Raw genomic sequence first — 25,821 nt, forward strand, 5'->3', positions numbered from 1 at the left:
ACACACGTGAAAGCCAGATCCGATGAATTGCAGATTTTCGTCTGCGTGATTGAATGCGGGTCGATTTCTGCGGCGGCCGAGCAGGTCGGGCAAACGCCTTCGGCGGTCAGTCGCACGCTGTCGCGGCTGGAGGCCAAGCTCGACACCACGCTGATCAATCGCACCACGCGGCGCATGGACCTGACCGAAGAGGGCAAGTACTTCTTCGAGCACGCCAAGCGGATTCTCGATCAGATGGACGAACTCGAGGAGCGCCTGTCCTCACGCCAGCAAACGCCGTCCGGGCGGCTGCGGATCAACGCGGCATCGCCTTTCATGCTGCACGCCATCGTGCCCTACATCGATGAGTTCCGCAGGCTTTACCCGGACATCCAGCTCGAACTCAACAGCAATGACTTGATCATCGACCTGCTGGAGCAGGGCACCGACATCGCCATCCGCATCGGCACCTTGACCGACTCGACATTGCATGCCCGCTCCCTGGGTTGCAGCCCGCTGCACATCGTCGCCAGTCCGGCGTATCTGGAAAAGCATGGCACGCCGCAAGTCGTGGCTGACCTGGCCCACCATACGTTACTGGGGTTCACCCAGAACGAAGGCCTCAACCAATGGCCGCTGCGTTACGTGCATGGCGATCGCTGGCCGATCCAGGCATCGATCAGCGCCTCCAGCGGCGAGACCATCCGCCATCTCGCACTGGACGGCCAGGGCATCGCCAGCCTGTCGCATTTCATGACCATCGAGGACATTCGTGCCGGGCGCTTGAAAGTGTTGTTGGCCGAATTCAACAGCGGCTATCGCCAGCCGATCAACGCGGTGTACTACCGCAATTCGCAGCTGGCCCTGCGGATTCAATGCTTCCTGGACTTTATCCAGGGCAAGTTGGTGGATTATGCGAGCGCAGATTTCAAGGGCTGATTCGTGATTCCTGCGCAAAAGTGAATTGGGTCAGAGGGCATTTTTCGGCAGTGATCGCTCCTTGATACTCCTTGCATCACCAATCATCGCAGGGAGTTTCTCCATGAACGTATTCGTTACCGGTGCTGCCGGTTTTATCGGCGGCTCCATCGCCACGGGCCTGGTCCAGGCCGGCCACAACGTCACCGGTCTGGTACGCAGCGCCGAACAAGCCGATGAACTGCGCGCACTGGGCATTTCTCCGGTGGTGGGCAGTCTGGAAGACCATGCCCTGTTGGCCGATCAGGCGCTGGCTGCCGACGCGGTGATCAACGCGGCCAGCAGTGATCATCGTGGTGCGGTGGAAGCTCTGCTCGATGCCCTGCGCGGTGCTGGCAAAGTGTTCCTGCACACCAGCGGTTCGAGCATCGTCGGTGATGCTTCGGGCGGTAAGTCCAGTGATGTCATCTACTTCGAAGACAATCTGCCGGAGCCGACCGTCGACAAGGCTGCGCGCGTGGCCATCGATAATCTGATCCTGGCGGCGGCCATGGATGGGGTGAATTCGGCGGTGATCTGCAACACGCTGATCTACGGTCACAGCCTGGGCGTCCATCGCGACAGCGTGCAGTTGCCGCGCCTGCTCAAACAGGCGCGCAAAAGCGGCGTGGTACGCCATGTCGGCAAGGGCCGGAACATCTGGTCCAATGTGCACATCGAAGACGTGGTTTCCCTGTACCTGCTGGCGCTGACTGAAAACGTACCCGGCACCTTCTACTTCGTTGAAAGCGGTGAAGCGTCGTTCATCGACATGACCACCGCGATGGCCCAGGCGCTGAACCTGGGCGAACCGCAGGACTGGCCGCTCAAGGACGCGGAAGCCGAGTGGGGCTATGAAATGGCCAACTATGGCCTTGGCTCCAACAGTCGGGTGCGCGGCAAACAGGCTCGGGAATTGTTGGGCTGGGTGCCGAAGCGCACTTCGGTGGTTGAGTGGATTCGCGGCGAGATGGTGTGAGCTCGCTTTAGACCGCGTTATCGTTCATCGCGAGCAGGCTCACTCCTACATTTGATTGCATTCCTTCTGATGGAACGCGGTTAAATGTAGGAGTGAGCCTGCTCGCGATTGCGTTTCCACTGGCCCATCTGCTGGCCGGGCTGCCTCTGATTCCGTAACATCCGCACACTCTTTTCCTGCTTCCCCTGCATGCGGTCCTCCATGAAACCAAAACATCTCCGAGCCGATGTCCTGGCCGGACTTACCACGTCCTTCGCCCTGTTGCCCGAATGCATCGCTTTCGCGCTGGTGGCGCATCTCAATCCGCTGATGGGGCTCTATGGCGCGTTCATCATCTGCACCCTGACCGCGCTGTTCGGCGGGCGACCCGGCATGGTGTCCGGCGCGGCCGGCTCGATGGCGGTGGTGATCGTCGCGCTGGTGGTGCAACACGGCGTGCAGTACTTGCTGGCCACGGTGTTGCTGGGTGGGCTGATCATGATGGCGTTCGGACTGCTCAAGCTCGGCAAGCTGGTGCGCATGGTGCCGCACCCGGTGATGCTCGGCTTCGTCAACGGCCTGGCGATCATCATTGCCTTGGCGCAACTGGAGCACTTCAAGAGCGGTGAGGCCTGGTTGAGCGGTACGCCGCTGTACATGATGCTCGGGCTGGTCGCGGTGACCATGGCCGTTGTCTATGTGCTGCCGCGCCTGACCCGTACCGTGCCGCCGGCGCTGGTGGCGATTCTCGGTGTGGGCCTGGCGGTGTATCTGCTTGGCCTGCCGACCCGCACCTTGGGCGACATGGCGCACATTGCCGGTGGCTTGCCGACGCTGGCGCTGCCGGACATCGCGTGGAATCTGGACACCCTGCGGATCATCGCGCCCTATGCGATCCTGATGGCGCTGGTCGGGTTGCTGGAAACCCTGTTGACCCTGAACCTCACCGACGAAATCACCGAGAGCCGTGGTTACCCGGATCGCGAGTGCGTGGCGCTGGGGGCGGCGAATCTGGTGTCCGGTGCGTTCGGCGGCATGGGCGGGTGCGCGATGATCGGCCAGACCGTGATCAACCTCAGTTCTGGCGGGCGCGGGCGCTTGTCCGGGTTGGTGGCCGGGGTGTCGATCCTGCTGTTCATTCTGTTTCTCTCGCCGCTGATCGAGCGCATTCCATTGGCCGCGCTGGTCGGGGTGATGTTCGTGGTGTCGCAACAGACCTTCGCCTGGGCCTCGTTGCGGGTGATGAACAAAGTGCCGCTGAATGACGTGCTGGTGATCATCGCGGTGACGGTGATTACCGTTCTCACCGATCTGGCCATTGCGGTGCTCTGCGGCATCATCATTGCGGCGCTGAACTTTGCCTGGCAGCAGGCCCGTCAGCTGTATGCCGACAGCCACCTGGAGAACGACGGCACTAAGCTGTACCGGGTGCATGGCACGCTGTTCTTCGCCTCGACCACACCGTTTCTCAATCAGTTCGATACGGCCAATGACCCGGTGCAAGTGACGCTGGATTGCCAGCATCTGAGTTTTGTCGACTACTCGGCCATCGCCGCGCTGGGCACCTTGCGCGAGCGCTACGCCAAGGCCGGCAAGCATCTGCGGGTGCTGCATTTGTCCGAGCGTTGCAAGAAATTGCTCAAACGCGCCAGGATGCAACACGACTGAGCGTAATAAACTCGTCCTCGACGAATACCGCGGCGGCGACGATCAGTTACCGCTGGGAGACTGACATGCTGTACGACACGCTGATTCGCAACGCCCTGATCATCGATGGCAGCAACAGCCCCGGTTACCCCGCCGACGTGGCCATTCTCGACGGGCGCATCGAGCGTATTGGCGACTTGCGCGATGCCCACGCCAGCGAGGAAATCGACGCGCAGGGCCATGTGCTGGCGCCGGGTTTCATCGACGTGCACACCCATGACGACACCGTTGTGATTCGTCAGCCGCAGATGCTGCCCAAGCTCAGCCAGGGCGTGACCACGGTGATCGTCGGCAACTGCGGGATCAGTGCTTCGCCGGTGAGTTTGCGTGGCGATCCGCCGGACCCGATGAACCTGCTCGGTACGGCTGCGGCGTTCGTTTATCCGACCTTCCGCGATTACCGCGCGGCGGTCGAAGCGGCGAACACCACGCTGAACGTTGCTGCGTTGGTCGGCCACACGGCGTTGCGCAGCAATCATCTGGACGACCTGTTTCGTACCGCCAGTGCCGATGAAATCAGCGCGATGCGCGAGCAACTGCGCGAAAGCCTTGAGGCCGGTGCGCTGGGCCTGTCCACCGGTCTTGCCTATGCCAGCGCCTTCTCGGCATCCACCGACGAAGTGATGCAACTGACCGAAGAGTTGACCGCGTTCGGGGCGGTCTACACCACCCATTTGCGCAGCGAATTCGAACCGGTGCTGGAGGCCATGGACGAGGCCTTCCAGATCGGTCGCCATGCACAAAGCCCGGTGATCATTTCCCACCTCAAGTGTGCCGGTGCCGGCAACTGGGGGCGTAGTCCGCAACTGTTGGCGTCCCTCGAACAGGCAGCGAAAACCCACCCGGTCGGTTGCGACTGTTATCCCTACGCCGCGAGCTCATCGACCCTGGACCTCAAGCAGGTGACCGATGCCCACCGTATCACCATCACCTGGTCGACCCCGCACCCGGAAATGGGCGGCCGCGACCTGATGGACATCGCCGCCGAATGGAATGTGCCGTTGCTGGAGGCCGCTCGCCAACTGCAACCGGCCGGTGCGGTGTACTACGGAATGGATGAGGCGGATGTGCGCAGAATCCTCGCGCATCCGCTGTCGATGGTCGGCTCCGACGGCTTGCCGGAAGACCCGTTTCCGCACCCACGCTTGTGGGGCGCATTCCCCCGGGTGCTCGGACATTTCAGCCGTGACGTAGGATTGTTCCCGCTGCACACCGCCGTGCACAAAATGACCGGGCTATCGGCGGCGCGCTTCGGTTTGAAGGAACGCGGCGAAATCCGCGAAGGTCATTGGGCGGACCTGGTGTTGTTCGATCCGGCAACCATCCGCGATATCGCCGACTTCAACGATCCGCAGCAGGCGGCACAAGGTATCGAGGGCGTATGGGTCAACGGTGTGTTGAGCTACCGCGATGGTCAGGCCAACGGGCGCAGGGAAGGGCGGTTCCTGGCACGGGAAGGGGATTTGCGTACGGGGTTTCAGTGAGTTTCAAGGACTGCGCCAGCACTCGCGCGCCCTCTAGAACTCGACGACATCCAGGTTCCACCAGCAATCATCATTAACAATTGTGTGGAGGCTCAAGGCTAGTCGAAGGGTCGCTGAAACTCATACAGTTATTCCCTTGAGGTTATATTCCGCAGGTGGCATATTTGTATGAAATGGGACGTTGAATACACGGATGAATTTGGCGATTGGTGGGGCAATCTGAATGAAAAGGAGCAGGCTTCAGTATCGGCGAATGTCGACTTGCCGGAGCTCTTCGGACCGGGTCTCGGATTTCCCCACAGCAGCGACATCAAGGGTTCGCGACATGGCAATCTCCGAGAGCTGCGGATACAGCATGGTGGTCGCCCTTATCGCGTGTTGTATGCATTTGATCCGCGTCGATGTGCGTTATTGCTGATCGGTGGCGATAAGACTGGTCAGGATCGCTGGTATGAAGTTCATGTCCCCGTGGCCGAAAAGCTGTATGACGAACATTTGGAAACACTGGGTAAAGAGGGCCGCAACGATGGCTAAAAAATTCGCTGAGCTTCAAGCACGCATGTCGCCTGAGTCACGTGCCGATGCAGAGCAGTTGCTCCGACAACACTTGAAAGAAATGCCTCTGCATGAGCTTCGAAAAGCCCAGGAACTGAGCCAGGAAACATTGGCCAAGGCCCTGCACATCAACCAGGCGGCAATCTCAAAAATGGAACGGCGCACAGACATGTACATCAGCACCTTGCGCAACTACATCCGCGCGATGGGTGGCGAGTTGGAAATCATCGCCACCTTTCCTGAAGGCCAGGTAAAAATCGAAAACTTCGCCAAATAGGCAGCTCGACTGCCTGGAATGAGAGAAGCCCTTTATTCAAAGGGCTTCCTGGCAACGCGCTGACGTGTTCGGCCTAGACCCTGAAGTGACTCACCATCATCTGCAACTGATTCCCCAACCGCGCCAGTTCAACACTCGACGCAGCCGTTTCATCACTCGCAGCAGCCGTCTGTTCAGACACGTCGCGCACGTTGATGATGCTGCGGCTGATCTCTTCGGCCACGGCGCTTTGTTGTTCGGCAGCGGCGGCGATCTGCTGGTTCATCGACTGGATGCTGGACACCGTGCGGGTGATGTTCTCCAGCGACTCGCCGGCCTTGCGGGTCAGGGCCACGCTGCTGTCGGTGAGCGTGCGGCTGTTGTTCATCACCGCCGACACTTGTTGCGTGCCGTTCTGCAAGCCGGCCACCAGGCCTTCGATTTCCTCGGTGGATTTTTGCGTGCGCTGGGCCAGGCCGCGGACCTCGTCGGCCACCACGGCAAAACCACGACCGGCTTCACCGGCACGGGCCGCTTCGATGGCGGCGTTGAGCGCCAGCAGGTTGGTCTGTTCGGCCACGGCCTTGATCACGTCCATGACGCTGCCGATCTTGTCACTTTCCCGTTGCAGCACGCTCATGGCCTCGGTGGAACGCACCACTTCGCGGGCCAGACGCTCGATCTGGGCGATGGCTTCGTTGACCACTTTGTCACCTACACGGGCTTCGCCATCCGCCGCCGCAGCGGCTTGCGAGGCTTCTTCGGCGTTGCGCGCGACTTCCTGCACCGTGGCGGTCATCTCGTGCATGGCGGTGGCCACCTGATCGGTCTCGACTTTCTGGCTGTTGACCCCGGCACTGGTCTGTTCGGTCACAGCCGACAGCTCTTCGGCGGCGCTGGCGATTTGGGTCACGCCATCGCGGATGCCGCTGATCAAGTCGCGCAGGGTCACGCCCATGCGCGCAATGCCTTGCTGCAACACGCCGAGTTCATCGCGACGGCTGACCACCACGTTCTGGGACAGGTCACCGCTGGCGATGCGATCGACCACCGCCAGGGTTTCGCGCAGTGGACGGGTAATCTGGCGAGTGATGACCACGGCGGCAATGATGCCCACCAGCAACGCCAGTAATGTGCTGATCAGTTGCAGGGTGCGCGCCTGGGCGCTTTCGGCGTCACGGCGATCGAGCTGAGTCTGATACAGCTGATCGCTCTGGGCCACGATGGCGGCACCCTGGTCGGTCATTTCCTTGCGCGCTTGCACCGCGTCATTGCTGGCGGCCTTGTAGGCCTGCAAGGCACCGCTATAGTTGCCAAGCGCCGTTTCCAGCTGACGCAGGGCGTCTTGCTGCGAATCGGCGAAATGCGCATTCAGCGGTTTCAGGCTGGCAATGGCGGCGTCCAGTTGGCCGACGGCTTTTTGCTCTGTCTCGGCATCGGTACTGGCGGTGTAGCCACGCACTTCGTATCGGGCCAGGAGGAACGCCTCCTTTGCAGCCGTAATGGTCTGGAACTGTTCGAAGCGCTGGTCGCTCAGCGGCATTTGCTGCACGCGGGTATTGATGTCATTGATCAGCGTGTTGGCGGTTTCGGCGTTGGCACTCATGGCGTCGCGGGCGCTGTTGCCGGCGCGATAGGCGCTGCGCATCTTGCCCAGGGACGTCTTGTAGGCGTCGATGACGGCGCCTTGCTCTCGCAGCAGCTTGAGGTTTTCCGGGCTCTTGAACTTCGCCAGCAGGGCTTGCTGCTGGGCCAAGAAGGCGTCGAGGGTGGTCTGCACGCTCTGTGCGGCGGTTTCGTCGCCGTTGGTCAGCATGTATTGCAGGCGAACCACGCGCAGCTTGGTCAGGCCGGCGTTGAGCTGGGTGATGTCGCTCATCCAGTTACTGCGGTCGATCAACCCGCCCAGGCTGGTCCAGCCGGTCAGAGCGAGGATGCAGGTCAGTGCCAGGACCAGGCCAAATCCCAGGCCCAGTTTCAGGTTCACGCTGATGTTGCCGAACCAGCTATTCATCACATTCCTCCAGGAACTTAGTGCTTCTCTATCGTCGGTTGGCTGGAAGATTGTTTTTTTTGGGGGCCGCCAAGCTGTGTAAGCAGGATGTATCGGCAGCAATCCCGGGAGCTGAAAGGTTTTTGTGCGGCGGATTCTGTAACAAGGTTTTTACAATGCTTTAAGCTTTTTTTCACATGTCTTTCACTCGCCGGCAACGCACGTTTCTTTAGCCTTTCGGGATCTAATGAGGTGTTGCGTGCCGGTGAGGCGGCTTGATGTGGAATTGAGACTGAGTCTTTTCGGGAAAAAACGCTCGATCGATCTGAACCGCTATGCTCGCTATCGCAATGCCGCCGTGGTGTTGGCCTCGGCGCTGCTGGTCATCCCGCTGACCGTATTTTTGTTACGTCCCGCCACCGCACCGGACCTGGCTCACGGCAATTTAGCCGGTGCACAGGCTTTGATGACGGGATGGGCCAAGGGCGACATGATCGTGCTGGTGCGTCACGTCGAGCGCTGCGATCACTCCTCGGCGCCTTGCCTGATCGGCAACGATGGCATTACCGAGCGCTCTCGCAGTGTTGCCGAGAGCCTCGGGGCACAGTTCAAGCACCTGGGCCTGGACAAGGCCGATATCTACAACAGCCCGATATTGCGTACAGCGCAGACCGCCAACTTCATGTTCAACAAGGTTGGCACGGGTGAAAACTGGCTGATCAGTTGCAAGGGCACCATGCTGCGCGACACGCTTGGGCATAAAGTGGCTGGGCGTAACCTGATTCTGGTGACCCACAGCGAGTGCATGGAGCAACTGGAAAAAGACCTCAAGTTACCGACTTCGACCCTGGGTTATGGCGCTTCACTGTTTATTTCCGCCGAAACCCCGCAGACTCCGCGCTTGCTTGGCTTCATCGACGCTTCCGACTGGAGCTCGGTGAGCACTCATTGAGTTTTTTCCTTCTCTTTTTTAATCAGGATTCACAATGCTGACCGCTTCTCGCTACCGCTTTTACTGGGTGAATTTCGGTATTCCGCTGGCCTGCGCGGTCGTGGTGTTTCTGATGTTCGACATGACCAGCATCGACATCGCCTTCAACAATTACTTTTTTGATCCGGTAACGCAGACGTACCCGTTGGACCATGTCCATCTGTTCGAAAAAATCACCCATAAATGGGCGCGGATCATTCCCAACTGGACCGGCGAAATTGCGATTATCGGTGCCTTGCTGTCATTTCTCTGGCCGCGCCTGAAGGCCGAAAAACATTCGAAAATCATCGCTTTCCTGGAGAAAATCAAAGTCGCACCGGTGCTGCGCTTTGCCACCCGGCACCGTCGCGATTTTCTCTACGTGGTGTTCGCGTTTTCCATCAGCACCGGGGTCATTCACTACCTCAAGGGCCACACCAGCGTGTATTGCCCGATCGAGACGACCCAGTACGGCGGCAAAAAGGAGCACGTTGAGTGGTATGAGAATTTCGACCTGCTGAAAGTCGCCGGTGACGGTCGCTGCTGGCCGGGCGGACACGCATCGGGCGGGTTCACCATGCTGGCGTTGTACTTCGTGGCTCGCCGTTATCGCTGGCGCTATTCCAAAGCGATCATGTACGGCTCGCTGACCCTCGGTTTCATCTACGGCACAACGCGGGTGCTGCAAGGCTGGCACTACATGTCCCACACCCTCTGGGCCGGGATCTTTGTGTGGCTGGCGTGTTTGCTGACGGCGCTGGCGTTTTACGGGCGAGCGAGGCTGGAACAGCCGGTGCTCTCCAAATCGCAAAAACCGGTACCGGCGACTCAGACTGAACCAGTGAATTGAGTCCGCTTTGAACGGTGAAACCCGCAACCCGAAAGGGCGGCGGGTTTTTTCTTGCCCGAGGAAACCTCCAGTGAGCTCAGGGTTTGTGTGCGACTGCGATCAACGATGGGACAGGGCGCGACATAACTTCTGGCTACCGGAAAAGGAAGGCCAAAAAAACAGGCTGGAAAAAAGTGTACGGAACGATTTCTTAACAAATCGTGAACAACTGCTGTGATCTATTGAGGGTGAAGGTCGACCTTCATTTCGCCACCCTGTCTGGCTTTCCAAGCCCAGTGAGTTCCTGATTGAAGCGCACAAATTCCACCTCGATTTCTGCAAAACGGTTGGTGCTCCGGAGGATCGCGCTTGGCTTTGGTATTGCCTTCGCTCTTCTACTGGCGGCCGGTGGTTACTGGCTGTTTACGCCGCCATCGCCGTACGTTCCGTTGAATGGTCTGGACCCTGCATCGGTGTCGATGATCGCGGTGGGCGATCAGGGCAGCGGTGACTTGCAACAGTGGCGGGTGGGGCAAGCCATGGAGCGGGTTGCGTCCAAAGAGGGGCGCCTGGACATGGTGGTTTTCCTCGGCGACAACTTCTATGGCAAGCCATTGACCAGCACCCACGATCTCCACTGGGAAACCCGATTCGAGCGTGTCTATTGGGGTCATTGGCTCAGCCATGTGCCGTTCTACGCGGTGCTGGGCAACCACGATTACCCGGTGTCGCAAAAATACGAGATCGAGTACGGCCAACAGCACAAGGGATCGGGCCGTTGGCATATGCCGGCGAATTTCTACGTCAAGGATTTCGGTGACGTTGACGGGCGGCCATTGGTGCGGATGGTATTCCTCGACACCTCGGCGCCACGTGAGAGTTTGCAGCAGCAAATCGACTTGATCGATCAGGCGTACCAGGCACCCGGACCGGCACCGGTATGGCGAATAGCCGCGTCCCATCACCCGGTGCGCAATCAAGGCAAGCATGACGAGGAGTCGAATCTGCTCACATGGCTCTTGCCAGTGTTGCAACGCAACCACGTCGATCTGCTTTTGTCGGGTCATGATCACAACCAGCAATTGCTGTTGCGTGCAGGCGAACCCGCTTGGGTGATTTCCGGGGCCGGTGGCAAGAGGCTGTCTGCCTTGCAAACGCCAACACCGGATAGCACCTTTACTGACTCGCGGGCTGGTTTTGCCAAACTCGATCTGAGCGCCACTCAACTCAGGCTGGGGTATTACAACGACCGCGGCGATCTGGAATCCGGCTTTCGCTGGGTCAGAGACTGCCAGTGGATGGCCAAAGGCTGTTTGCTGCCCGAGCCATCGCAAGGGAGCGTCGCGCAGGTGGCACAGTGATGGGCGCAAACCCGCAGGCAAAAAAAAGCCCGCGGGAGAGCGGGCAAACCGTAGTTTCTTGAATGAGCGAGCGAAATGTACAGGCTGGCGCGGGGTGGTGGGGTGAAGAAAAATTCATCTCGCTCAATGCCCCGTACCAGAGCTTGCGACACCGCTACGGCAAATGATCCGCGGCAAAGTCAGCTTCCGACCGGGCACGCAAGCGGCCCTTGCGGCAGGCTTGCTGGAACCGCTCGAAATCGCGCTCGTTGTGCTCGGTATAGCCTTGGGCATATTTATAGAGCGCATCGGCCAGTGCGTCGCTCTTGCCAATGTAGCCGCTGATCACCGCCGCGTGCCCGGAAGACTTGGCATGGGCGCGAGCCAGGGCCCGGCCGCAGAGCCGGCCATAGGCGGCGAATGCGTCGCCATCGAAGGTCTCGAGTTCCGCGGAGATTTTCATGTCGCGCAATTGCCGCACATAGAAATGTCGCCCGCTGGGACCGGTGGTCCAGCCGAGGAACAGGTCGCTGGCCGATTGCATCAATCGCTGCCCGTCGACCACCCGCTGCCCTTCATGCCGCACCCGCGACCTGGTCTTCACGTAGCCGGCGAGCACCGAGCGTCGCGCTTCCTTGAATTGCAGGAACAGCGGGAACTCCTGATCGTCGGTCAGCAGCGCCACCAGGCAACGGATGCCGACACTGCCCACGCCCACCACTTTGAACGCCATGTCCTGAACGTGAAAACGCGACACCAGATCACGGCGGTCCGCTTGCAGGGTGCCGCGATAGTCGCGCATGAAGGTGTCGTAGAGCGGACGCCAGTCCGAGAGGCGCAACCAGTCATCATCGGCATCCAGCAGCGTGGTGTTTTTGTGCAGGTGGAAAATTTCCGGCAGGTCATCGCGAATGATCAGACGACCATGGGCGTCGCGTTCGCTGATTTTTGGCAGCAGTTCGGCATGGGTGCGACGTTCGGCCTTTTCGACGGCGCGTTGCACATGTTCCAGAGTGCTTTTGTTGGCCTGCGCCAGCAGGTCGTCATAGCTGATGGATTCGTACCAGGTTTCCAGCGAACTTTGTTCGGCGCATTCGAGCATGGTTTTCTGATAGGCGCCCACGACCTGATGGCAGACCATTTCTTCAACCGTTTCCCCATGACGCAGATCGCGAGCCGCCACCAGGAAACTCGCCACCAGCCGTTTCAAGTCCCACTCCCACGGCCCGGGGTGGGCCTCATCGAAGTCGTTGACGCTGAACAGCAGGTTGCGTTCAGGCGTTGCGAATCCCCCGAAATTCATCAGGTGGCTATCACCGCAAATCGGCGATACCAGCCCCATGCTCGAGGTGCCCGCCAGGTCGTGGGCCTGCAGCAGCGCATTGCCGCGATAAAAGGTGAATGGTGACACCAGCATGCGTCCGTAGCGCAACTCCACCAGGGATTTGACGCGTCCTTCACTCGACGCCTTGATCAGCGGTATTGGGTCGCGGTCGACCTTACCCAAGGCTGCTTGCGAACTGCGGGAGCACTTCTTGCGCGCATCCTTGCCTTGCTTCAAACGGTCGGTGAGGGTGGTCATGGAGGCCTATTCGACAGGGTTATAGGACGATTGCGAATTGAGTGTAGAAGGGCTTTGCGGGTTCATCCGAAGTGTTTGCCCAGCGACTAATCTGTCTGTCAGGCATCGACTCGACGCCATCACCCGGAAACAGGGAGCCCCGTGTTTTCATTGCCGGTTTCACTGCTGCTGGCGTTCCTCATTGGCTGGGTGTCCCAGCGCATGGGCATGTGCCTGGTCAATGCCATGGGGCTGCTGCTCAAACGCCGGCCGACCCTGTTCGTGTCGCTGGTCAGTTGCGGTCTGTTCGGTCTGTTGCTCGCTCCGTTCTACGCGTTGTCTGGCGTCAGTCAGCCGCTGTTCATCCCTGAGGTTGGCTATCTGTCACTGGTCGGTGGCGGGTTGTTGTTCGGCCTCGCGTCGGTGCTCAACGACGGATGCAGTGTCGGCACCCTCACCAAGCTCGCCAGCGGCAACCTCAACAAGGTCTTCACCATCCTCGGCTGGGTGTTGGGCATCGTGCTGTGGCATCACCTGAACATGCTGACCGAACACCGGGCGCTGCAAATGCCGATGATCACCAGCCGTCATTACTGGCTGGTCATCGGCATCGTGCTGCTGATTTTGCTGTTCCTGATCCGGATTCACGGCGACAGACACCTGGTGCTGTCGAGCCTGCTGCTGGGTGCCCTGACCGGCGCCCTCTACACCTTCGAACCACTGTGGACGCCCAGCGTGTTTTTCTACGATCTCTCGCACATGTTCTGGGTCTCGGGCGACACATCATTGACCACCCCGCGTGTGGCGGTGTTCGCCATGCTGATGCTGGGCATGCTCTGTTACACCTTGTATCGCCGCACGTTCAACTATCAGCGCTTTGCGGCGACGACAGCGGTCAGGCATTTGCTCGCGGGTGTGTTGATGGGGACCGGTGCATCGATGATGCTGGGCGGCAATGACTCGCAGATTTTGTTGGTGTTTCCGACGCTGACCTGGGTGGGGGCGGTGCCGTTGGTGTCGATTGTGTTGGGGATATTGGTGGGGGTTGGGGTGAGGCGACTGCGTGCTTGATGATCGCGGCTCTGGAGTTGGACGACCTCAATGAGACCGTCCATTTTTCAAGGATCAAACCTGCATTTGCAGCCGTCGCCCAACCACATCCAGCAAATCGCATCCATCGCGCAGGGACGTGACCAGCACCCGCGCCAGTTCGCTGTAAACACCCTCATCAGCCGCGAAACTCTCCAGCAATTGCGTCGCGGTTCGAATGCGATAGGCGGCTGTTTCGTGCAGCACATCCAGCGGTGCCTCGGTGTCGATCAGCAGCGAAGCGATGGTGCAGTCGATGCCGGTCATCGGCATGTATCGATCCATTTCAGGCCTCCACTTCGTCGAGAGGCGCGATGTTGTCCAGAGCCCGGTTTACCAACAATTGTGCCAGCACGGCCAACTGCTGGATCGCCAGGGCGATGTTGCGACGCGAACTCTCAAGCTCGCAGGCAAGGTCGGTGCTCATGACGTTGAGCGAGGCGAGGGTTTCGCTGGCGTGGGTGAGCAGGGACGGTGTGTCGATGTTGGGGCGGATCGTGAAGACGTGGCTGACTGGGTCGAGGTGAATGGGGTTGCGGAGACGGGCGCTGATGGCGGGTTCGGTGGTTTTGGAGAGGTTTGATAAGTCGGGTGTTTCGGTTGTTGAATCTGGCGGATTAGGGCTGTGCTTTTTCATGATGGAGTTCCTGGTTTGTTTAGAGGAGCCGCCATTCTCCTGCTGTCAAACAAGGTGGGTGGCAGCTGTACGCAGGTTGACAGACCGGCAACCCAGGAAACCGGTGCATCCGAAGATGCCCCACGCACAGCCACCATGGAAAACTGCACGCGCGAAAGCATGCCGTTTTATTGGGGCGAGTGGAAGGTTCCTGTTTTCAGCCTGTCAAAGCCGATCGCTGATGTTCAGCGACCCTCGAAGGCTATCGTCGAGAAGTTGCTTCCGCCAGTTCATGAAAGGCGATGCGTTTTGCGGGAAATATCCTAGGACGTGAGGAAGGCGTCGAGATGGGTAACAGCTTGGATGCTGAGTCAAATCGATTCGTAGTAATGTCCTGTATGCAATACATTCGATCACCAATGTCACGGTAACCGAACATGGATCAATCTCTTCTGCTATCCCGCCTGGGACACCAAATACGTGAAAAGCGTAAGAGTCACGGACTGACGCAATCAAGAGTTGCCGAGCTTTCCGGGTTGCCGCGACAGAAAGTTATTGCCGTGGAAAAGGGTACATCCACCGTTGCGATGGTCGCGTATGCCCGAGTTTTGTGCGCATTGGATTGTGAGCTTTCTGTGATTCCGGCAGCACTGCCAACGCTTGAAGAACTAGGTGAATTGTTCGAGTGAAACGATGGCTTTTGCGTGAACATAACAGCTTACAAATCCGCCAGTTTTACCGTGTGCTTGAAATGATGCTCCTATAGCCGGACTCCCAAACCACCCGTCCGGTCCAGCGACGACCCCACCGTCAAATCCTTGATCAACGTAGGCTGCAAACCCGCATCAAACAGTGCAAACCCCGCCGCCAGGCAGCAGGTTTAGGTCTGCCGGCCGCACACCAGCACGCGCTCGACGTTCAGGCTTTTCAGGTAGTCGATGGTTTCCGGTGTGGGCGCGTAGCCGTGCTTGATAAAGATGCGGTCGGCCGGGATCAGGCTGTCATCGTCCGGCGCGGGGTGCCAGCCGAGCTGTTTTTCGAAGGGGGTTATGACTCGTCGTGGCGCTCGACTGTGGCGACCCTGGGCAGGGTGCCGATGAGCGCCTGGATACCGTCGATCAGCCACGGCGGCGGGGCGAAGCCGGGTTGTACGTCGATGATGAGGAGGGCTTGGCGCATGGGCTTTTCCGAGGAGGTGGCAGTGATAGGGGCGACCGTGGATGCAAAATATTGTGGATGGTCTCGCTGGCAGGCCAGCTGCAAAGCTTAGTTGTGGCCGATGTCCATGTTGCAACCATGCACATAGCGGTCTTACGTGAACGTCTATGTGGACCCTATCGTCAGATTTCACCTGCCACGAAGTGCTTTTGTGAGTTGTGAGCGTACGATGTAACTCACGTTTTCGCTGAATTCCTGGGGGCGCGAACGAAGCGACTGAGTGATATGGGATTGGAGAAAAATCATGATTCGCAGGCACTACTTGAAAGCCCTGGCGACGCTGCTCATCGCCACTGGCGTGCAGTGGGTGACGCTACCCGCCTACGCGACCGAGCAGGGTCAACAACGGCGTGAAGCTCGCGATACCAGGCAGGAAGGGCGCTCCACTGCCCGGCAAACCAAGGATGATTGTAGACAGGGCAATGACAAGAGCAATGCAGACTGTCGCCAGGACAAGCGCAGTACCAAGCAAGATACCCGTCGCACAGCCCGGGACATCAAGTACTGATCGTTAGCGTGGGTCCTGCTTCAGACTGTTGCAGGGCTTGCGATACAGCCAGAAACAACAAAGCCCGCACTGGGCGGGCTTCGTTGGTGTTTCAATTGGTGGGCCGGGGTAAGTTGAATTAGTGCATTAACCTACTGATTTATAGCGTTAATGTGTATATTTATTTTTGGCTGGAATACCAAATGGAATACTGCACTCTGCTTGAACCCCCGTTTGCGTTCGATATGATTACCAGTAGCATCGAATGGCCAACACTCCTCGCAACGATATCGGCAGAGACGCAAGTGCCGTTGGGGCCTTCAAGTCATAGATAACAGTATTGATAGTGATACCCGCATGGTGAAGTAATCACCGGCCAACCGTGTCAAGCTGGCCTTCTTCTGAGTGTCCTCTGCTGGGGAAAGTTGATCTGAATGCGATCCAGCAGTCCCTCGATCTACGCTTGCGTTTTTGCCTCTTCTCTTATTCATCGTCGAAATAATCACGATCTAATGCAGGAAGTCTTATCAGTCGTGAGGTAACCCCGACCTCATGATCCATCATCAAATTCACCAGGCGGCTGCCGTCCACGAGTACGATTCCTTCAACGGACTTGGCAAAATCAATAGCATGGGCGCTGAAGCCAGAAGTGGTGATGAATACGCCGCGCTTTGCTTTCTGCCCTGCTAGAGCTCCATAGAACGCTTGCAACTCAGGCCGGCCAACCGTGTTTTGCCAGCGTTTGGCCTGAACGTAGACCTTCTCAAGCCCAAGTTTGTCGAGCGAGATAATGCCGTCGATACCTGCGTCGCCCGAGCCACCTACACGCTGCAGGTCATTACGACTGGCGCCGTAGCCCAGGCGGTGCAGAACATCCAGCACAATCACCTCAAAGCGGTTTGGAGTCACCTGTAATAGGTTATCCAGTAAATCGCTGGCGGTAGCTTCGCGCAATTCTTGCAACGCCTGCTCAAGACGGTCGTCGGGACTAGCAGTGGCTGAAGTGACTTCAGGCTCAATTTGAGTCTGATCATCCAATGGGGCGGCATCGGTTGCGACTTTCAGTTTCACATTCATATAGCCGATAGCCAAACGTTCCACTTCTTCGTGAGGGAGTGGCGCCGCGTTCCTTTCAGCATAGGTTATTCCGGTGTCCGTCAGCTTCCAATACCCACGCTTTGCGCTGCTGGACAAACCCGCACGTTTCAGCCGGTCATGCGCCCAACCCGCGCGGTTTTTGTAGGTTGCCTGACCGCTAGTGATGAGCTCCTGCCGTTGCTCTTCGGTCAAGTGCAGAGCTTTCGCGGCTGCTTCCTGGGCGTCCCGCGTAGGTGCACCTTCGGTCTTGGTCGCTAAAAAACGTAGCACAGGCTCGATGAACTGGTCATAAGTGGGAACGGGCATTTGGTCTTCCTTTGACGGAGGAATTTGTTGGGTTGAGTCACTTGGTCAGTCTGCAGGCGTAAGTGAAATCTCGGGCGACCAGTTGAGCTGTCTCTACTAACTTAGTGGGGTATCCTATGGCATTTTTGCACGGACATCTCAAAGGTGCTTCGTTGCACCCAATTAGCACACCGTTCGACGTTGTGACAGGAACCTGAATACTTATGGCAAACGCCAAATTGACACTCGCACGGCTTGAGAGCCTGCTGCTGACTGCCTGTGACGACTTACGCGGCAATATGGATGCCAGCGAATACAAGGAATACATTTTCGGCATGCTGTTCCTCAAGCGTGCCAGCGATCTGTTTGATCAGCGCCGCGAAGAGATCGCCGCAGAAGGTAAGGCTGCAGGCCTGAGCGATTCTGATATCCAACTCAACCTAGAAGATCCGGATCAATACTCTGGCAAATATTTCTTCGTGCCGGAGCGAGCCCGATGGAATCAAGGCTGGGTCGATAGTGCCTGGAATCTGCATCCGGCTCTCAAACACGTTAAAGAAAACGTTGGCACGGCCCTCAATAAAGCGCTGGAAGCATTGGAAGAAGCCAACCCCGAGGCCTTGCAGGATGTGCTCAAACACATCAACTTCAACAAAAGGATCGGCCAGAACACGCTGGATGACGACACTTTGGTCAACTTCATCCAAAATTTCGAAAAAATCCCGCTGCGTGACGAAGACTTCGAATTCCCAGATCTACTGGGCACCGCCTATGAATGGTTGATCAAGCACTTCGCGGACTCTGCAGGTAAAAAGGCTGGCGAGTTCTATACCCCGGCTGAAGTCGTGCGTATCTGCGTCGAGATCTGTGACCCCCAGGAAAACATGAGCGTTTACGACCCGACTGTAGGGTCGGGAGGCATGCTTATCCAGGCGCGTGATTATCTGCGGGAGTGCGGCGCTGATGCCTCCGAGCTGGCTTTGTACGGTCAGGAGAAGATGGGCACCACCTGGTCCATCTGCAAAATGAACATGTTGCTACACGGCATCTCCCACGCGGTGATTCGCCAGCAAGATACTCTGCGCGAGCCCCAACATCAGACCGAAGATGGTCAGCTCAAGCGTTTTGACCGCGTGCTGGCCAACCCCCCGTTCAGCCAGAACTACATCAAGAAAGACATAAAATTCCCAGGGCGTTTCCCAGTTTGGATGCCTGAAAAAGGCAAAAAAGCTGACCTGATGTTCGTGCAACACATGCTTGCTGTGCTCAAAAGCAATGGCCGGATGGCGACGGTAATGCCCCATGGCGTGCTGTTCCGTGGTGGCGAGGAGCGCGAAGCGCGCAAGTACTTTATAGAAAAGGGTTATCTCGAAGCTGTAGTCGGGCTACCAAGCAACCTGTTCTATGGCACCGGGATCCCTGCCTGCATTCTGGTACTGAATAAGGCCGGTGCGGGCGAGCGTGACCATGTGTTGTTTATCAACGCCGATCGTGAGTACCGCGAAGGCAAGGCCCAGAACCATCTGCGACCCGAAGACATCGATAAGATTGTGCATGCCTATCGTGCAGGGCAGGATATTCCTGGCTATGCACAGCGAATTCCGGTGGCTGCCATTAGCGCGGAAGACTACAACTGCAATATTCGCCGCTATGTGGACAACGCGCCGCCTCCCGAGCCTCACGATGTGCGGGCCCATCTACAAGGCGGTGTGCCGGTCAGGGAGATCGATGCGTTGGAACACTTCTGGAAAAATTATTCTGGGCTACGTGACAATTGTTTTGTCTCCCGCTCAGCGCCGGTCAACGCCGTGCCCTACGCCGACTTCTCGACTGGGCTTCTAGATAAGCGCGCCATCGCCGATTACGTCATCGCACACCCTGGCGTTGTTCAGTGCCAGTCCAAGTTTATGGCCGAACTGCACAATTGGTGGCAACAGCACTTACCCGTTGTCGAAGCACTGGCGCCGGATACCACGAACCAGCAAGCACGGGCCAACAATGTCTACCAGATGCGCGCCACGTTATTGGACAGTATTGAGCGCACCTTTGCGGGTCAGCACCTGCTAAATCGATATCAAGTGCGCGGTGCCTTCGCCAACTATTACAAGCTGCTGGCCGCCGATTTCAAATCCATCGCTGCCAGTGGTTGGGGGCCAGAGCTGATTCCCAACGCTGATATTTTGCAAAGCCAGTTCCCAGAAGTACTGGCAGAACTGGAACAACAGCACAGCCGTCTGGCCGAACTGCAAGCGATGTTCGCCGCTGCGGGTGAAGAAGACTTCGAGGATGCCGATGATGGTGGTGTGCTGCCATCCGATGAGGTAAAAACCCTCAAAGCTAGCCTTAAAGAAGCCCGTGGGCTGATGAAACTGGCCAAGCGCGATACCAGCTTTGGCGACTGGAAAAGTCACCAGCGCGAAGCAGAACGCATTGAGGAACAACTGGCTCGCCATAAGGCGCTGGAAGACGAAGCGAAAAATCTCAAAGCACAGATCAAGGCGACCGAGCAAAGCCGCGATGCGTTGGTGGAAAAAGCCCGAGGGAAGATCAACCGCGACGAAGCCCGCGTAGTGATTGTAGAGAGGCTGGGCAAGGTGCTGTTTGACAGTTATCGTCAATACTTGCGGGCCGATCAGCGAGCTTGCGTTACGGCGATTGAGAACCTGTGGAGCAAATACGCGGTTACAGCTAGGCAGATTGAATCGGAGCGCGATCAGGCTGCTCAGGTATTGCAGAAGTTTCTTGTGGAGCTTGGGTATGAGTGAGTGGAACATCCGGCCACTCAGTCAGCTGGCCGATATTCGCATAAGTAACGTCGATAAAAAGTCCTCGCCTGGCGAGAAGCCGGTGTTGTTATGCAACTACATGGATGCTTATGCGAACGACTACATCCGTTCGGATATTGTATTCATGGAAGCTACTGCTACTGATATGGAGATTTCAAAGTTTAGGATTGAGCTCGGTGATGTAGTCATAACCAAAGACTCTGAATCTCCGGATGACATTGGGATCCCTGCTGTTGTCATGATGCAGGGTGAGAATTTCGTTTGTGGTTACCACTTGGCGTTGCTAAAAACCAAGCAGGATTTTGTCGATCCCGTCTTTCTTGGCAAGCAATTGGGAAGCGAGCGAGTTGCTAGGTATTTTGGTCAACGCGCTGCGGGCTCAACACGTTATGGGCTTTCTAAGGGGGCGTTAGCGAACGCTCCCATTCCACTACCACCGCTAGCGAAGCAGAAAGTCATTTCAAGTGTTCTCGTAAGCATTGACACCGCCATCGAAAAAACAAAAGCCTTGGTCGCCAAATACCAGCAGATCAAGGCCGGGTTGATGCATGACTTGTTCACCCGCGGTGTGCTGCCCAATGGCCAACTCCGCCCCACGCGCGAACTCGCTCCGGAGTTGTATCAAGAAACGGCGATTGGGTGGATTCCCAGGGAGTGGGATTTAAAGCGTTGTGCTGATTTGTGCACACGAATTTGTGTCGGAATAGTCATTCAACCAACACAGTACTATGTAGAAGAGGGTATTCCCGCTTTCAGATCGGCTAACGTCCGTGAAGATGGTATTGATCCAAGTAACCTCGTTTATATTTCAGCGGCGTCTAACCAGCTACTTGTAAAAAGCCAAGTAAAAGCTGGAGATATTGTTTCTGTTCGCACTGGCTATCCGGGCACCAGCGCGATTATTTCTCCAGAGTTTCAAGGTGCGAACTGCATCGATATTCTTATCTCAACACCGAGTGAACAAATCAGCTCGGAGTATCTTTGCTACTGGATAAACTCATCCTTTGGGAAAGGTCAAGTCCTTCGTCAACAGGGTGGGATGGCGCAGCAGCACTTTAATGTTGGGGAAATGCGAGAATTGCTCGTTGCTCTTCCGAACCCAGACGAGCAAATAAAAATACAAAATAAGATTAATGCCGTCGCGAGCAAACTGTCGATTGATCGTGCCTTTTTGGAAAAACTACGAGCTCAAAAGCTTGGTTTAATGCAAGACCTCCTAACCGGCAAAGTCGCCGTCAACGTCGGTACCCCGGAGACTACCTATGCCTGACAAACTGCCCATCAACCTCAATCAATTCCTGCGCCAACGCGCGGTCAAAGGCGAGCGTATCGAATACAAGACGGGCTGAAATCCGGACGCCATTATTCGCACGCTTTGCACCTTCGCCGATGACTTTTAAAATCTGGGCGGCGGTAACGTGGTGATTGGGCAGGATTGTGATGGCAGGGCAGCCGCTATTGCCTTCGGTGGGTCTAGCCGCCATTGCGGCCCGGCTAGAAAGGACATTGCCCGAGCAACCCAACAGTCGGTTGCAACGTTACCGCCTAACAACCATAGGTCAGCACTGGTTGCAGGCCAATAGCCAAAGAAGCACACGATGAGTGAGTACAGCGAAGTCGAACAACCCTTTCTGCAGCAGTTGGCAGAACAAGGTTGGACGGTGATTGACCAAGGAGCAGGTATTCCGCAGAGCGCGCATGGCAGCTTGCGTACTCACTTTCGTCAATGGTTGTTGCCCGAAGTATTCAATAACGCCGTCCGGGCAAACAACCGCACAGATGAAGGTCTGCCGTGGCTGACCGATCGGCAGCTGGACGATTTACGTGGCCAAGTGTTGCATCAGCCCAATCGCACACTATTAGAGGCCAACGAAGCGATTCAGGCTTTGCTGTTTAAGGCGCAGGTGGATGTGAATGAGCTGACTGGAGAGGCCGATCCAATAGTGCGGCTGATCGATTTCAAAACGCCTGAGAATAACCAGTTCCATGCCATCAATCAGTTCCGTATTGATACGCCAGGGTGCGTAAAGGACTTCATCATTCCGGACATTGTGCTGTTCGTGAATGGGATCCCTCTCGGAGTGGTGGAATGCAAAAAAGCCTCGCAAATCTGCGCCAACCCGATGCAGGAAGCATTCGTGCAGCTACAGCGCTATATGCGCAAACGCCCGGAAACGCAAAGCGTTGGGTTGAAGGAGGGTGAACCGGGGCTGTTTCATAGCAACCTGCTACTGATCCGCAGCAGTGGCCTGCAAGCAGACTACGGCACCATTACCTCAGAGGCGGAGCATTTCTATACCTGGAAGACGCTCTATCCGCAGGACGATGCGGCACTCGAAGGATTAAACCCGCAGCAGCAACTGATCGCGGGGATGTTGAGTCGAGCCAACCTGCTGCAGATCCTGCGCACCAGTTCGGTAGTGATGGACGCTGATGGTGGCCCTCGTGTGAAGGTGGTATGTCGCTACCAGCAATTTCGTGCTGCGAACAAAGTCATGGCGCGCTTGCGTAGCGGCTCCACGGCCATGGAGCGCAGTGGTGTGGTATGGCATACCCAAGGCTCGGGAAAATCTCTGACAATGGTGTTTCTGGCGCGGATGCTGCGGGCTAGCCGTGATCTTGCTGACTACAAGATTGTGTTGGTCAATGATCGGCAAGATCTGGAAGAGCAACTAGGAAAAACCGCCACGTTGATTGGTGGTCGGGTCAATGTGATCGAGAACCGTCAAGAGTTACGCCAGCACCTGGCCACAGACAGCTCCGACATCAATATGGTCATGGTGCACAAGTTTCAGGAGCACAAACAGATCCTGAGTAATACCGTGGCTGAGGCGTTGGGCACCTACTTGGCTATACCAGCAGGCAAGACTTTTGGTGTGGTAAACCCTTCGGAACGGATCATCCTGATGATCGACGAGGCGCACCGCACCCAAAGCTCAGACCTGGGTGAAAACCTGTTTGAGGCTTTTCCCAATGCCACTCGCTTGGCCTTCACTGGTACTCCGTTGCTGACGGAGCGACACGGTGAGCGCAAAACCCGCAAACGCTTTGGTGAGTACATCGACACTTACCGGCTGATGGATGCGGTCAAGGATGGCGCCACCCTGCAGATTTTGTACGAGGGTAAAACGGCTGATAGCGCACTGAATGAAAAACATGCTTTTGATGAGGCCTTTGAAGACCTGTTCCGCGACCGCAGCGAAGAAGAACTACTAGCGATTAAAAAGAAGTACGGCGCTACCGGCGACATCCTAGAGGCCGAGAACCGCATCAACGCAATTGCCCGCGACCTAGTTAAGCATTACGTCGACAACATCTTGCCCAACGGTTTTAAGGCGCAGGTGGTGTGCCATTCCAAGCTGGCCTGTGTGCGCTATCAAGCAGGTATCAAAGCAGCGTTGTCCGACCGCATCGTACAAGAACAGGCCCGGGCACTGCCTGACGCAGAACTGATCCGACGGCTGAGTTTTTTGAAAACAGCCGTCGTGGTGTCGTCAGACGGCACTAATGAGGCGGCGTTTATCACTGATGCGCGCAAACAGGCCGTGCGGATGAACGCGGTTGATAATTTTTGCCGTAGTTTCGATTTTGACGATCCGGACAAAGAGCACACCGGCATCGCGTTTCTGATTGTCTGCGACATGCTGCTGACGGGCTTCGATGCGCCCATCGAGCAGGTGATGTACATCGACAAGAAACTGCGCGAGCACACCTTGCTTCAAGCTATTGCCCGTACTAACCGGGTCAAGAGGGGCAAGCAGCGCGGCTATATCGTCGATTACATCGGCTTGGCCAACCATCTGACCGATGCGCTGACGCTGTACGCGGCCAGTGATGAGCTACAAGAGCTGCAGGACGGTATGCAAAACATTACCTCCGAGTTGCCGGTGTTGGAGGAGCGTTATCAGCGGTTACTGCAACATTTCACAACCTTGGGTGTGAATAACATCAAGGCCTTTGTCACGGGTGCTTTACCCACATTGGATGCGGATGCAGCGGTGGTGCATGAGGCCGTCAAGGCCCTGAAGGATGAAAAGCAACGGGCGGATTTCGAGGTTTACCTCAAGAAATTTTTGATGAGCCTGGACATCATTTTGCCTCACTCGTCTGCACAGCTCTACCGCGTCCCCGCCAAGCGTTTTGGTTATATCCTGCAAGTCACCAAGGAGCGCTACAAAGATTCCAGCCTCGACTTGGGCAGCGCAGGTGAAAAAGTGAAGGCGTTAATCAACGAGCACTTAATTAGCCTAGGCATTAACCCCAAGATTGAACCGGTGGAGCTATTAGCCGAGGACTTCCTGGAGAAACTCAATGCCCATGCTGGTAAAAACAGTGAGGCCAAGGCCAGTGAGATGGAGCATGCCATCCGTAAGCATTGCACTGTCCATCATGATGAGGATCCATCCTTCTTCAAGAGCTTGTCGGAAAAGGTTGATGCCCTCATTGAGAAGCACCACGACGAGTGGGATTTGTTAGCGGAAAAATTGGCCGAACTTAGAAACCAAGCTATCGCTGGCCGTCAGCAGGGCGAAGAGGGGATGAGTAAGGAGGTGACGACCTTCTACGAGCATATCGTCCAGGTTGGCTTTCCAAACGGCACGGTTGAAGGTGGGGATAAACCCAAGTTCAAAGCATTGATGGGCGTTACGGTGGAGATTTTGCAGGAAACGATTGCCAGCATTGATTTTTGGCAAAATCCGGACAAACAAAAGCGTGTTCGAGGACTGCTCAAGGCTGAAATCACTAAAGCGGGCATCGAGGAACTCAAGCAGAATCGTGAACGCGTGGCAATTGAAGTCATGAAATTGGCCAAGAACCGTCATGATGAGCTAATCCGAGCCCTGCGCCGTGGAGACGCATAAATGCAACTTCGTCAGGTTCGAGACATCGAGTATCAGTTACTGCCAGGCTCAGACCGCCAGACTACAGATATCGTGATTGAGCGAGATGGTTTGATCACAGTGCGCCCACCCAGGCGTATGACCCCTGAGCAGGTGGATGAAACCGTACTCAGCAAACGTATGTGGATCTATCGCAACCTTGCCGATTGGCGTGACCTCAACGCCACTCGCGTGACACGTGAGTGGGTCGGTGGCGAGTCTTTTCTGTACCTGGGCAGCAGCTATCGCTTGCAGCTGGTGCAAGAGCAGGATGAGCCTCTGAAACTCAAGGATGGACGGTTCTGCCTGTTGCGGTCCGTTGTAGAAACGGGGGGGCACGAACTTGCGCAGCAGATCTTTGAATCCTTCTATAAGGAAAAAGGTCTTGCCCGGCTGAGCAAGCGGGTCGCTTTCTTCGCCAGCAAGGTGGGGGTGACGCCGGGCAATGTTCACGTTAAAGATATCGGTTACCGCTGGGCATCCTGTCTGAAAAATGGAGATTTGCATTTTCACTGGAAGTGCCTGATGGCTCCGCTGACCATCATTGACTACATAGTCGTTCATGAGCTGTGTCACTTGCATCATCGTGATCATTCTGATGCGTTCTGGAATGAGGTCGACAAGGTGCTACCCGATTATCGCGACCGGAAGGAATGGCTGCGGGGGCGTGGAGCTGGTCTTGACCTTTAACGAGTAAGCGAAGATTTACCTTTGCATGCGCGTTGCCATCTCAACTTTGCCCAGACGTCTAACTATCAGCAGTACGCTTTGGC

At 56.8% G+C, this 25,821-nt stretch carries 22 protein-coding genes and 2 pseudogenes; 17 read left to right on the forward strand and 7 right to left on the reverse strand.

Annotated elements, in window-relative coordinates; translation table 11 throughout:
• The first annotated feature begins 6 nt into the window (after positions 1-6).
• From AC1D19_RS10455 to AC1D19_RS10480, 6 genes are all read left to right on the forward strand, one after another.
• A complete protein-coding gene (locus AC1D19_RS10455; protein WP_477763153.1) occupies positions 7-918 on the forward strand; it encodes a LysR family transcriptional regulator in 912 nt (303 codons plus the stop codon).
• A 103-nt stretch (positions 919-1,021) separates the two neighbouring features.
• Positions 1,022-1,915, forward strand: coding sequence for an NAD-dependent epimerase/dehydratase family protein (locus tag AC1D19_RS10460; protein ID WP_477756487.1), 894 nt, complete (start codon positions 1,022-1,024; stop codon positions 1,913-1,915).
• 201 nt (positions 1,916-2,116) lie between these two features.
• Positions 2,117-3,562, forward strand: a complete 1,446-nt coding sequence (locus AC1D19_RS10465; protein WP_477763154.1) for a SulP family inorganic anion transporter — start codon at positions 2,117-2,119, stop codon at positions 3,560-3,562.
• Positions 3,563-3,627: 65 nt separating this feature from the next.
• Positions 3,628-5,085 carry an N-acyl-D-amino-acid deacylase family protein gene (locus AC1D19_RS10470; RefSeq protein WP_477763155.1) on the forward strand — a complete coding sequence of 486 codons (1,458 nt, stop codon included), beginning with the start codon at positions 3,628-3,630 and terminating at the stop codon, positions 5,083-5,085.
• Between the two features lie 168 nt (positions 5,086-5,253).
• Complete coding sequence (locus AC1D19_RS10475) at positions 5,254-5,619, forward strand: type II toxin-antitoxin system RelE/ParE family toxin (RefSeq protein ID WP_477763156.1); 366 nt, start codon at positions 5,254-5,256, stop codon at positions 5,617-5,619.
• Positions 5,612-5,917, forward strand: a complete 306-nt coding sequence (locus tag AC1D19_RS10480; RefSeq protein WP_218429176.1) for a helix-turn-helix domain-containing protein — start codon at positions 5,612-5,614, stop codon at positions 5,915-5,917. Before AC1D19_RS10475 ends, AC1D19_RS10480 begins: the two co-directional genes overlap by 8 nt.
• A 73-nt stretch (positions 5,918-5,990) precedes the next feature.
• On the opposite strand, the gene AC1D19_RS10485 is transcribed toward AC1D19_RS10480, so the two are convergent.
• Together AC1D19_RS10485 and AC1D19_RS10490 are read right to left on the reverse strand one after the other, a co-directional pair.
• Positions 5,991-6,854, reverse strand: coding sequence for a methyl-accepting chemotaxis protein (locus tag AC1D19_RS10485; protein ID WP_477763330.1), 864 nt, complete (start codon positions 6,852-6,854; stop codon positions 5,991-5,993).
• Positions 6,849-7,910, reverse strand: a pseudogene (locus AC1D19_RS10490) (methyl-accepting chemotaxis protein); the annotation flags it as partial. The gene AC1D19_RS10485 and the pseudogene AC1D19_RS10490, both read right to left, overlap by 6 nt.
• Before the next feature lie 259 nt (positions 7,911-8,169).
• On the opposite strand from AC1D19_RS10490, the gene pmrG reads away from it, so the two are divergent.
• From pmrG to AC1D19_RS10505, 3 genes are all read left to right on the forward strand, one after another.
• Positions 8,170-8,841 carry a lipopolysaccharide core heptose(II)-phosphate phosphatase PmrG gene (gene pmrG, locus AC1D19_RS10495; RefSeq protein ID WP_477760550.1) on the forward strand — a complete coding sequence of 224 codons (672 nt, stop codon included), beginning with the start codon at positions 8,170-8,172 and terminating at the stop codon, positions 8,839-8,841.
• A gap of 34 nt (positions 8,842-8,875) precedes the next feature.
• Positions 8,876-9,709 carry a phosphatase PAP2 family protein gene (locus AC1D19_RS10500; protein WP_477763157.1) on the forward strand — a complete coding sequence of 278 codons (834 nt, stop codon included), beginning with the start codon at positions 8,876-8,878 and terminating at the stop codon, positions 9,707-9,709.
• A 329-nt stretch (positions 9,710-10,038) separates the two neighbouring features.
• Positions 10,039-11,049: a metallophosphoesterase gene (locus AC1D19_RS10505; RefSeq protein WP_477763158.1), complete on the forward strand. Its 1,011-nt coding sequence runs from the start codon at positions 10,039-10,041 to the stop codon at positions 11,047-11,049.
• A 154-nt stretch (positions 11,050-11,203) separates the two neighbouring features.
• Here AC1D19_RS10505 and AC1D19_RS10510 read toward each other — a convergent pair whose 3' ends face one another.
• Complete coding sequence (locus AC1D19_RS10510; RefSeq protein ID WP_477763159.1) at positions 11,204-12,610, reverse strand: DUF2252 domain-containing protein; 1,407 nt, start codon at positions 12,608-12,610, stop codon at positions 11,204-11,206.
• Positions 12,611-12,751: 141 nt separating this feature from the next.
• On the opposite strand from AC1D19_RS10510, the gene AC1D19_RS10515 reads away from it, so the two are divergent.
• Positions 12,752-13,660: a YeeE/YedE thiosulfate transporter family protein gene (locus tag AC1D19_RS10515; RefSeq protein ID WP_477763160.1), complete on the forward strand. Its 909-nt coding sequence runs from the start codon at positions 12,752-12,754 to the stop codon at positions 13,658-13,660.
• Between the two features lie 54 nt (positions 13,661-13,714).
• On the opposite strand, the gene AC1D19_RS10520 is transcribed toward AC1D19_RS10515, so the two are convergent.
• Both AC1D19_RS10520 and AC1D19_RS10525 read right to left on the reverse strand, forming a co-directional pair.
• On the reverse strand, positions 13,715-13,963 hold the full coding sequence (locus AC1D19_RS10520; protein ID WP_150727517.1) for a hypothetical protein: 249 nt from the start codon (positions 13,961-13,963) through the stop codon (positions 13,715-13,717).
• A gap of 1 nt (position 13,964) precedes the next feature.
• Positions 13,965-14,315 (reverse strand): DUF6124 family protein, encoded by a 351-nt coding sequence (locus tag AC1D19_RS10525; RefSeq protein ID WP_477763161.1) that lies wholly within the window; start codon positions 14,313-14,315, stop codon positions 13,965-13,967.
• Between the two features lie 416 nt (positions 14,316-14,731).
• Here AC1D19_RS10525 and AC1D19_RS10530 point away from each other — a divergent pair, with 416 nt between their 5' ends.
• Positions 14,732-14,983, forward strand: coding sequence for a helix-turn-helix transcriptional regulator (locus AC1D19_RS10530; protein WP_095942455.1), 252 nt, complete (start codon positions 14,732-14,734; stop codon positions 14,981-14,983).
• Positions 14,984-15,054: 71 nt separating this feature from the next.
• Here AC1D19_RS10530 and AC1D19_RS10535 read toward each other — a convergent pair.
• A pseudogene (locus AC1D19_RS10535) lies at positions 15,055-15,473 on the reverse strand (isochorismatase family protein).
• Positions 15,474-15,756: 283 nt separating this feature from the next.
• Between AC1D19_RS10535 and AC1D19_RS10540 the strand changes: the two are divergent.
• Complete coding sequence (locus tag AC1D19_RS10540; protein WP_477763162.1) at positions 15,757-16,020, forward strand: hypothetical protein; 264 nt, start codon at positions 15,757-15,759, stop codon at positions 16,018-16,020.
• 462 nt (positions 16,021-16,482) lie between these two features.
• Here AC1D19_RS10540 and AC1D19_RS10545 read toward each other — a convergent pair whose 3' ends face one another.
• Positions 16,483-17,403, reverse strand: a complete 921-nt coding sequence (locus AC1D19_RS10545) for a restriction endonuclease (protein WP_477763163.1) — start codon at positions 17,401-17,403, stop codon at positions 16,483-16,485.
• A 203-nt stretch (positions 17,404-17,606) separates the two neighbouring features.
• Here AC1D19_RS10545 and AC1D19_RS10550 point away from each other — a divergent pair, with 203 nt between their 5' ends.
• The 5 genes from AC1D19_RS10550 to AC1D19_RS10570 all read left to right on the forward strand — a co-directional run bounded on the left by AC1D19_RS10550 (position 17,607) and on the right by AC1D19_RS10570 (position 25,738).
• Positions 17,607-20,147, forward strand: coding sequence for a type I restriction-modification system subunit M (locus AC1D19_RS10550; RefSeq protein ID WP_477763164.1), 2,541 nt, complete (start codon positions 17,607-17,609; stop codon positions 20,145-20,147).
• A complete protein-coding gene (locus AC1D19_RS10555) occupies positions 20,140-21,438 on the forward strand; it encodes a restriction endonuclease subunit S (protein ID WP_477763165.1) in 1,299 nt (432 codons plus the stop codon). The genes AC1D19_RS10550 and AC1D19_RS10555 overlap by 8 nt, the downstream gene beginning before the upstream one ends.
• Positions 21,439-21,608: 170 nt before the next feature.
• Positions 21,609-21,770, forward strand: a complete 162-nt coding sequence (locus AC1D19_RS10560) for a Fic family protein (RefSeq protein WP_477763166.1) — start codon at positions 21,609-21,611, stop codon at positions 21,768-21,770.
• The gene (locus tag AC1D19_RS10565; protein ID WP_477763167.1) at positions 21,767-25,030 is read left to right on the forward strand and encodes a type I restriction endonuclease subunit R; all 3,264 of its coding nucleotides are present in this window, start codon (positions 21,767-21,769) and stop codon (positions 25,028-25,030) included. Before AC1D19_RS10560 ends, AC1D19_RS10565 begins: the two co-directional genes overlap by 4 nt.
• Positions 25,031-25,738, forward strand: a complete 708-nt coding sequence (locus AC1D19_RS10570) for a M48 family metallopeptidase (protein ID WP_477763168.1) — start codon at positions 25,031-25,033, stop codon at positions 25,736-25,738.
• Positions 25,739-25,821 lie beyond the last annotated feature (83 nt).

The sequence above is a fragment of the Pseudomonas sp. P1_C12 genome, assembly GCF_056406435.1.

Coding starts and splice junctions, on each gene's coding strand:
- AC1D19_RS10475 (WP_477763156.1), top strand. CDS start 5,254: ATGAAATGGGACGTTGAATACACGGATGAATTTGGCGATTGGTGGGGC.
- AC1D19_RS10570 (WP_477763168.1), top strand. CDS start 25,031: ATGCAACTTCGTCAGGTTCGAGACATCGAGTATCAGTTACTGCCAGGC.
- AC1D19_RS10510 (WP_477763159.1), bottom strand. CDS start 12,610: ATGACCACCCTCACCGACCGTTTGAAGCAAGGCAAGGATGCGCGCAAG.
- AC1D19_RS10565 (WP_477763167.1), top strand. CDS start 21,767: ATGAGTGAGTACAGCGAAGTCGAACAACCCTTTCTGCAGCAGTTGGCA.
- AC1D19_RS10525 (WP_477763161.1), bottom strand. CDS start 14,315: ATGAAAAAGCACAGCCCTAATCCGCCAGATTCAACAACCGAAACACCC.
- AC1D19_RS10520 (WP_150727517.1), bottom strand. CDS start 13,963: ATGGATCGATACATGCCGATGACCGGCATCGACTGCACCATCGCTTCG.
- AC1D19_RS10545 (WP_477763163.1), bottom strand. CDS start 17,403: ATGCCCGTTCCCACTTATGACCAGTTCATCGAGCCTGTGCTACGTTTT.
- AC1D19_RS10465 (WP_477763154.1), top strand. CDS start 2,117: ATGAAACCAAAACATCTCCGAGCCGATGTCCTGGCCGGACTTACCACG.
- AC1D19_RS10555 (WP_477763165.1), top strand. CDS start 20,140: ATGAGTGAGTGGAACATCCGGCCACTCAGTCAGCTGGCCGATATTCGC.
- AC1D19_RS10560 (WP_477763166.1), top strand. CDS start 21,609: ATGGCAGGGCAGCCGCTATTGCCTTCGGTGGGTCTAGCCGCCATTGCG.
- AC1D19_RS10530 (WP_095942455.1), top strand. CDS start 14,732: ATGGATCAATCTCTTCTGCTATCCCGCCTGGGACACCAAATACGTGAA.
- AC1D19_RS10485 (WP_477763330.1), bottom strand. CDS start 6,854: ATGGGCGTGACCCTGCGCGACTTGATCAGCGGCATCCGCGATGGCGTG.
- AC1D19_RS10540 (WP_477763162.1), top strand. CDS start 15,757: ATGATTCGCAGGCACTACTTGAAAGCCCTGGCGACGCTGCTCATCGCC.
- AC1D19_RS10550 (WP_477763164.1), top strand. CDS start 17,607: ATGGCAAACGCCAAATTGACACTCGCACGGCTTGAGAGCCTGCTGCTG.
- AC1D19_RS10480 (WP_218429176.1), top strand. CDS start 5,612: ATGGCTAAAAAATTCGCTGAGCTTCAAGCACGCATGTCGCCTGAGTCA.
- AC1D19_RS10460 (WP_477756487.1), top strand. CDS start 1,022: ATGAACGTATTCGTTACCGGTGCTGCCGGTTTTATCGGCGGCTCCATC.
- AC1D19_RS10500 (WP_477763157.1), top strand. CDS start 8,876: ATGCTGACCGCTTCTCGCTACCGCTTTTACTGGGTGAATTTCGGTATT.
- AC1D19_RS10470 (WP_477763155.1), top strand. CDS start 3,628: ATGCTGTACGACACGCTGATTCGCAACGCCCTGATCATCGATGGCAGC.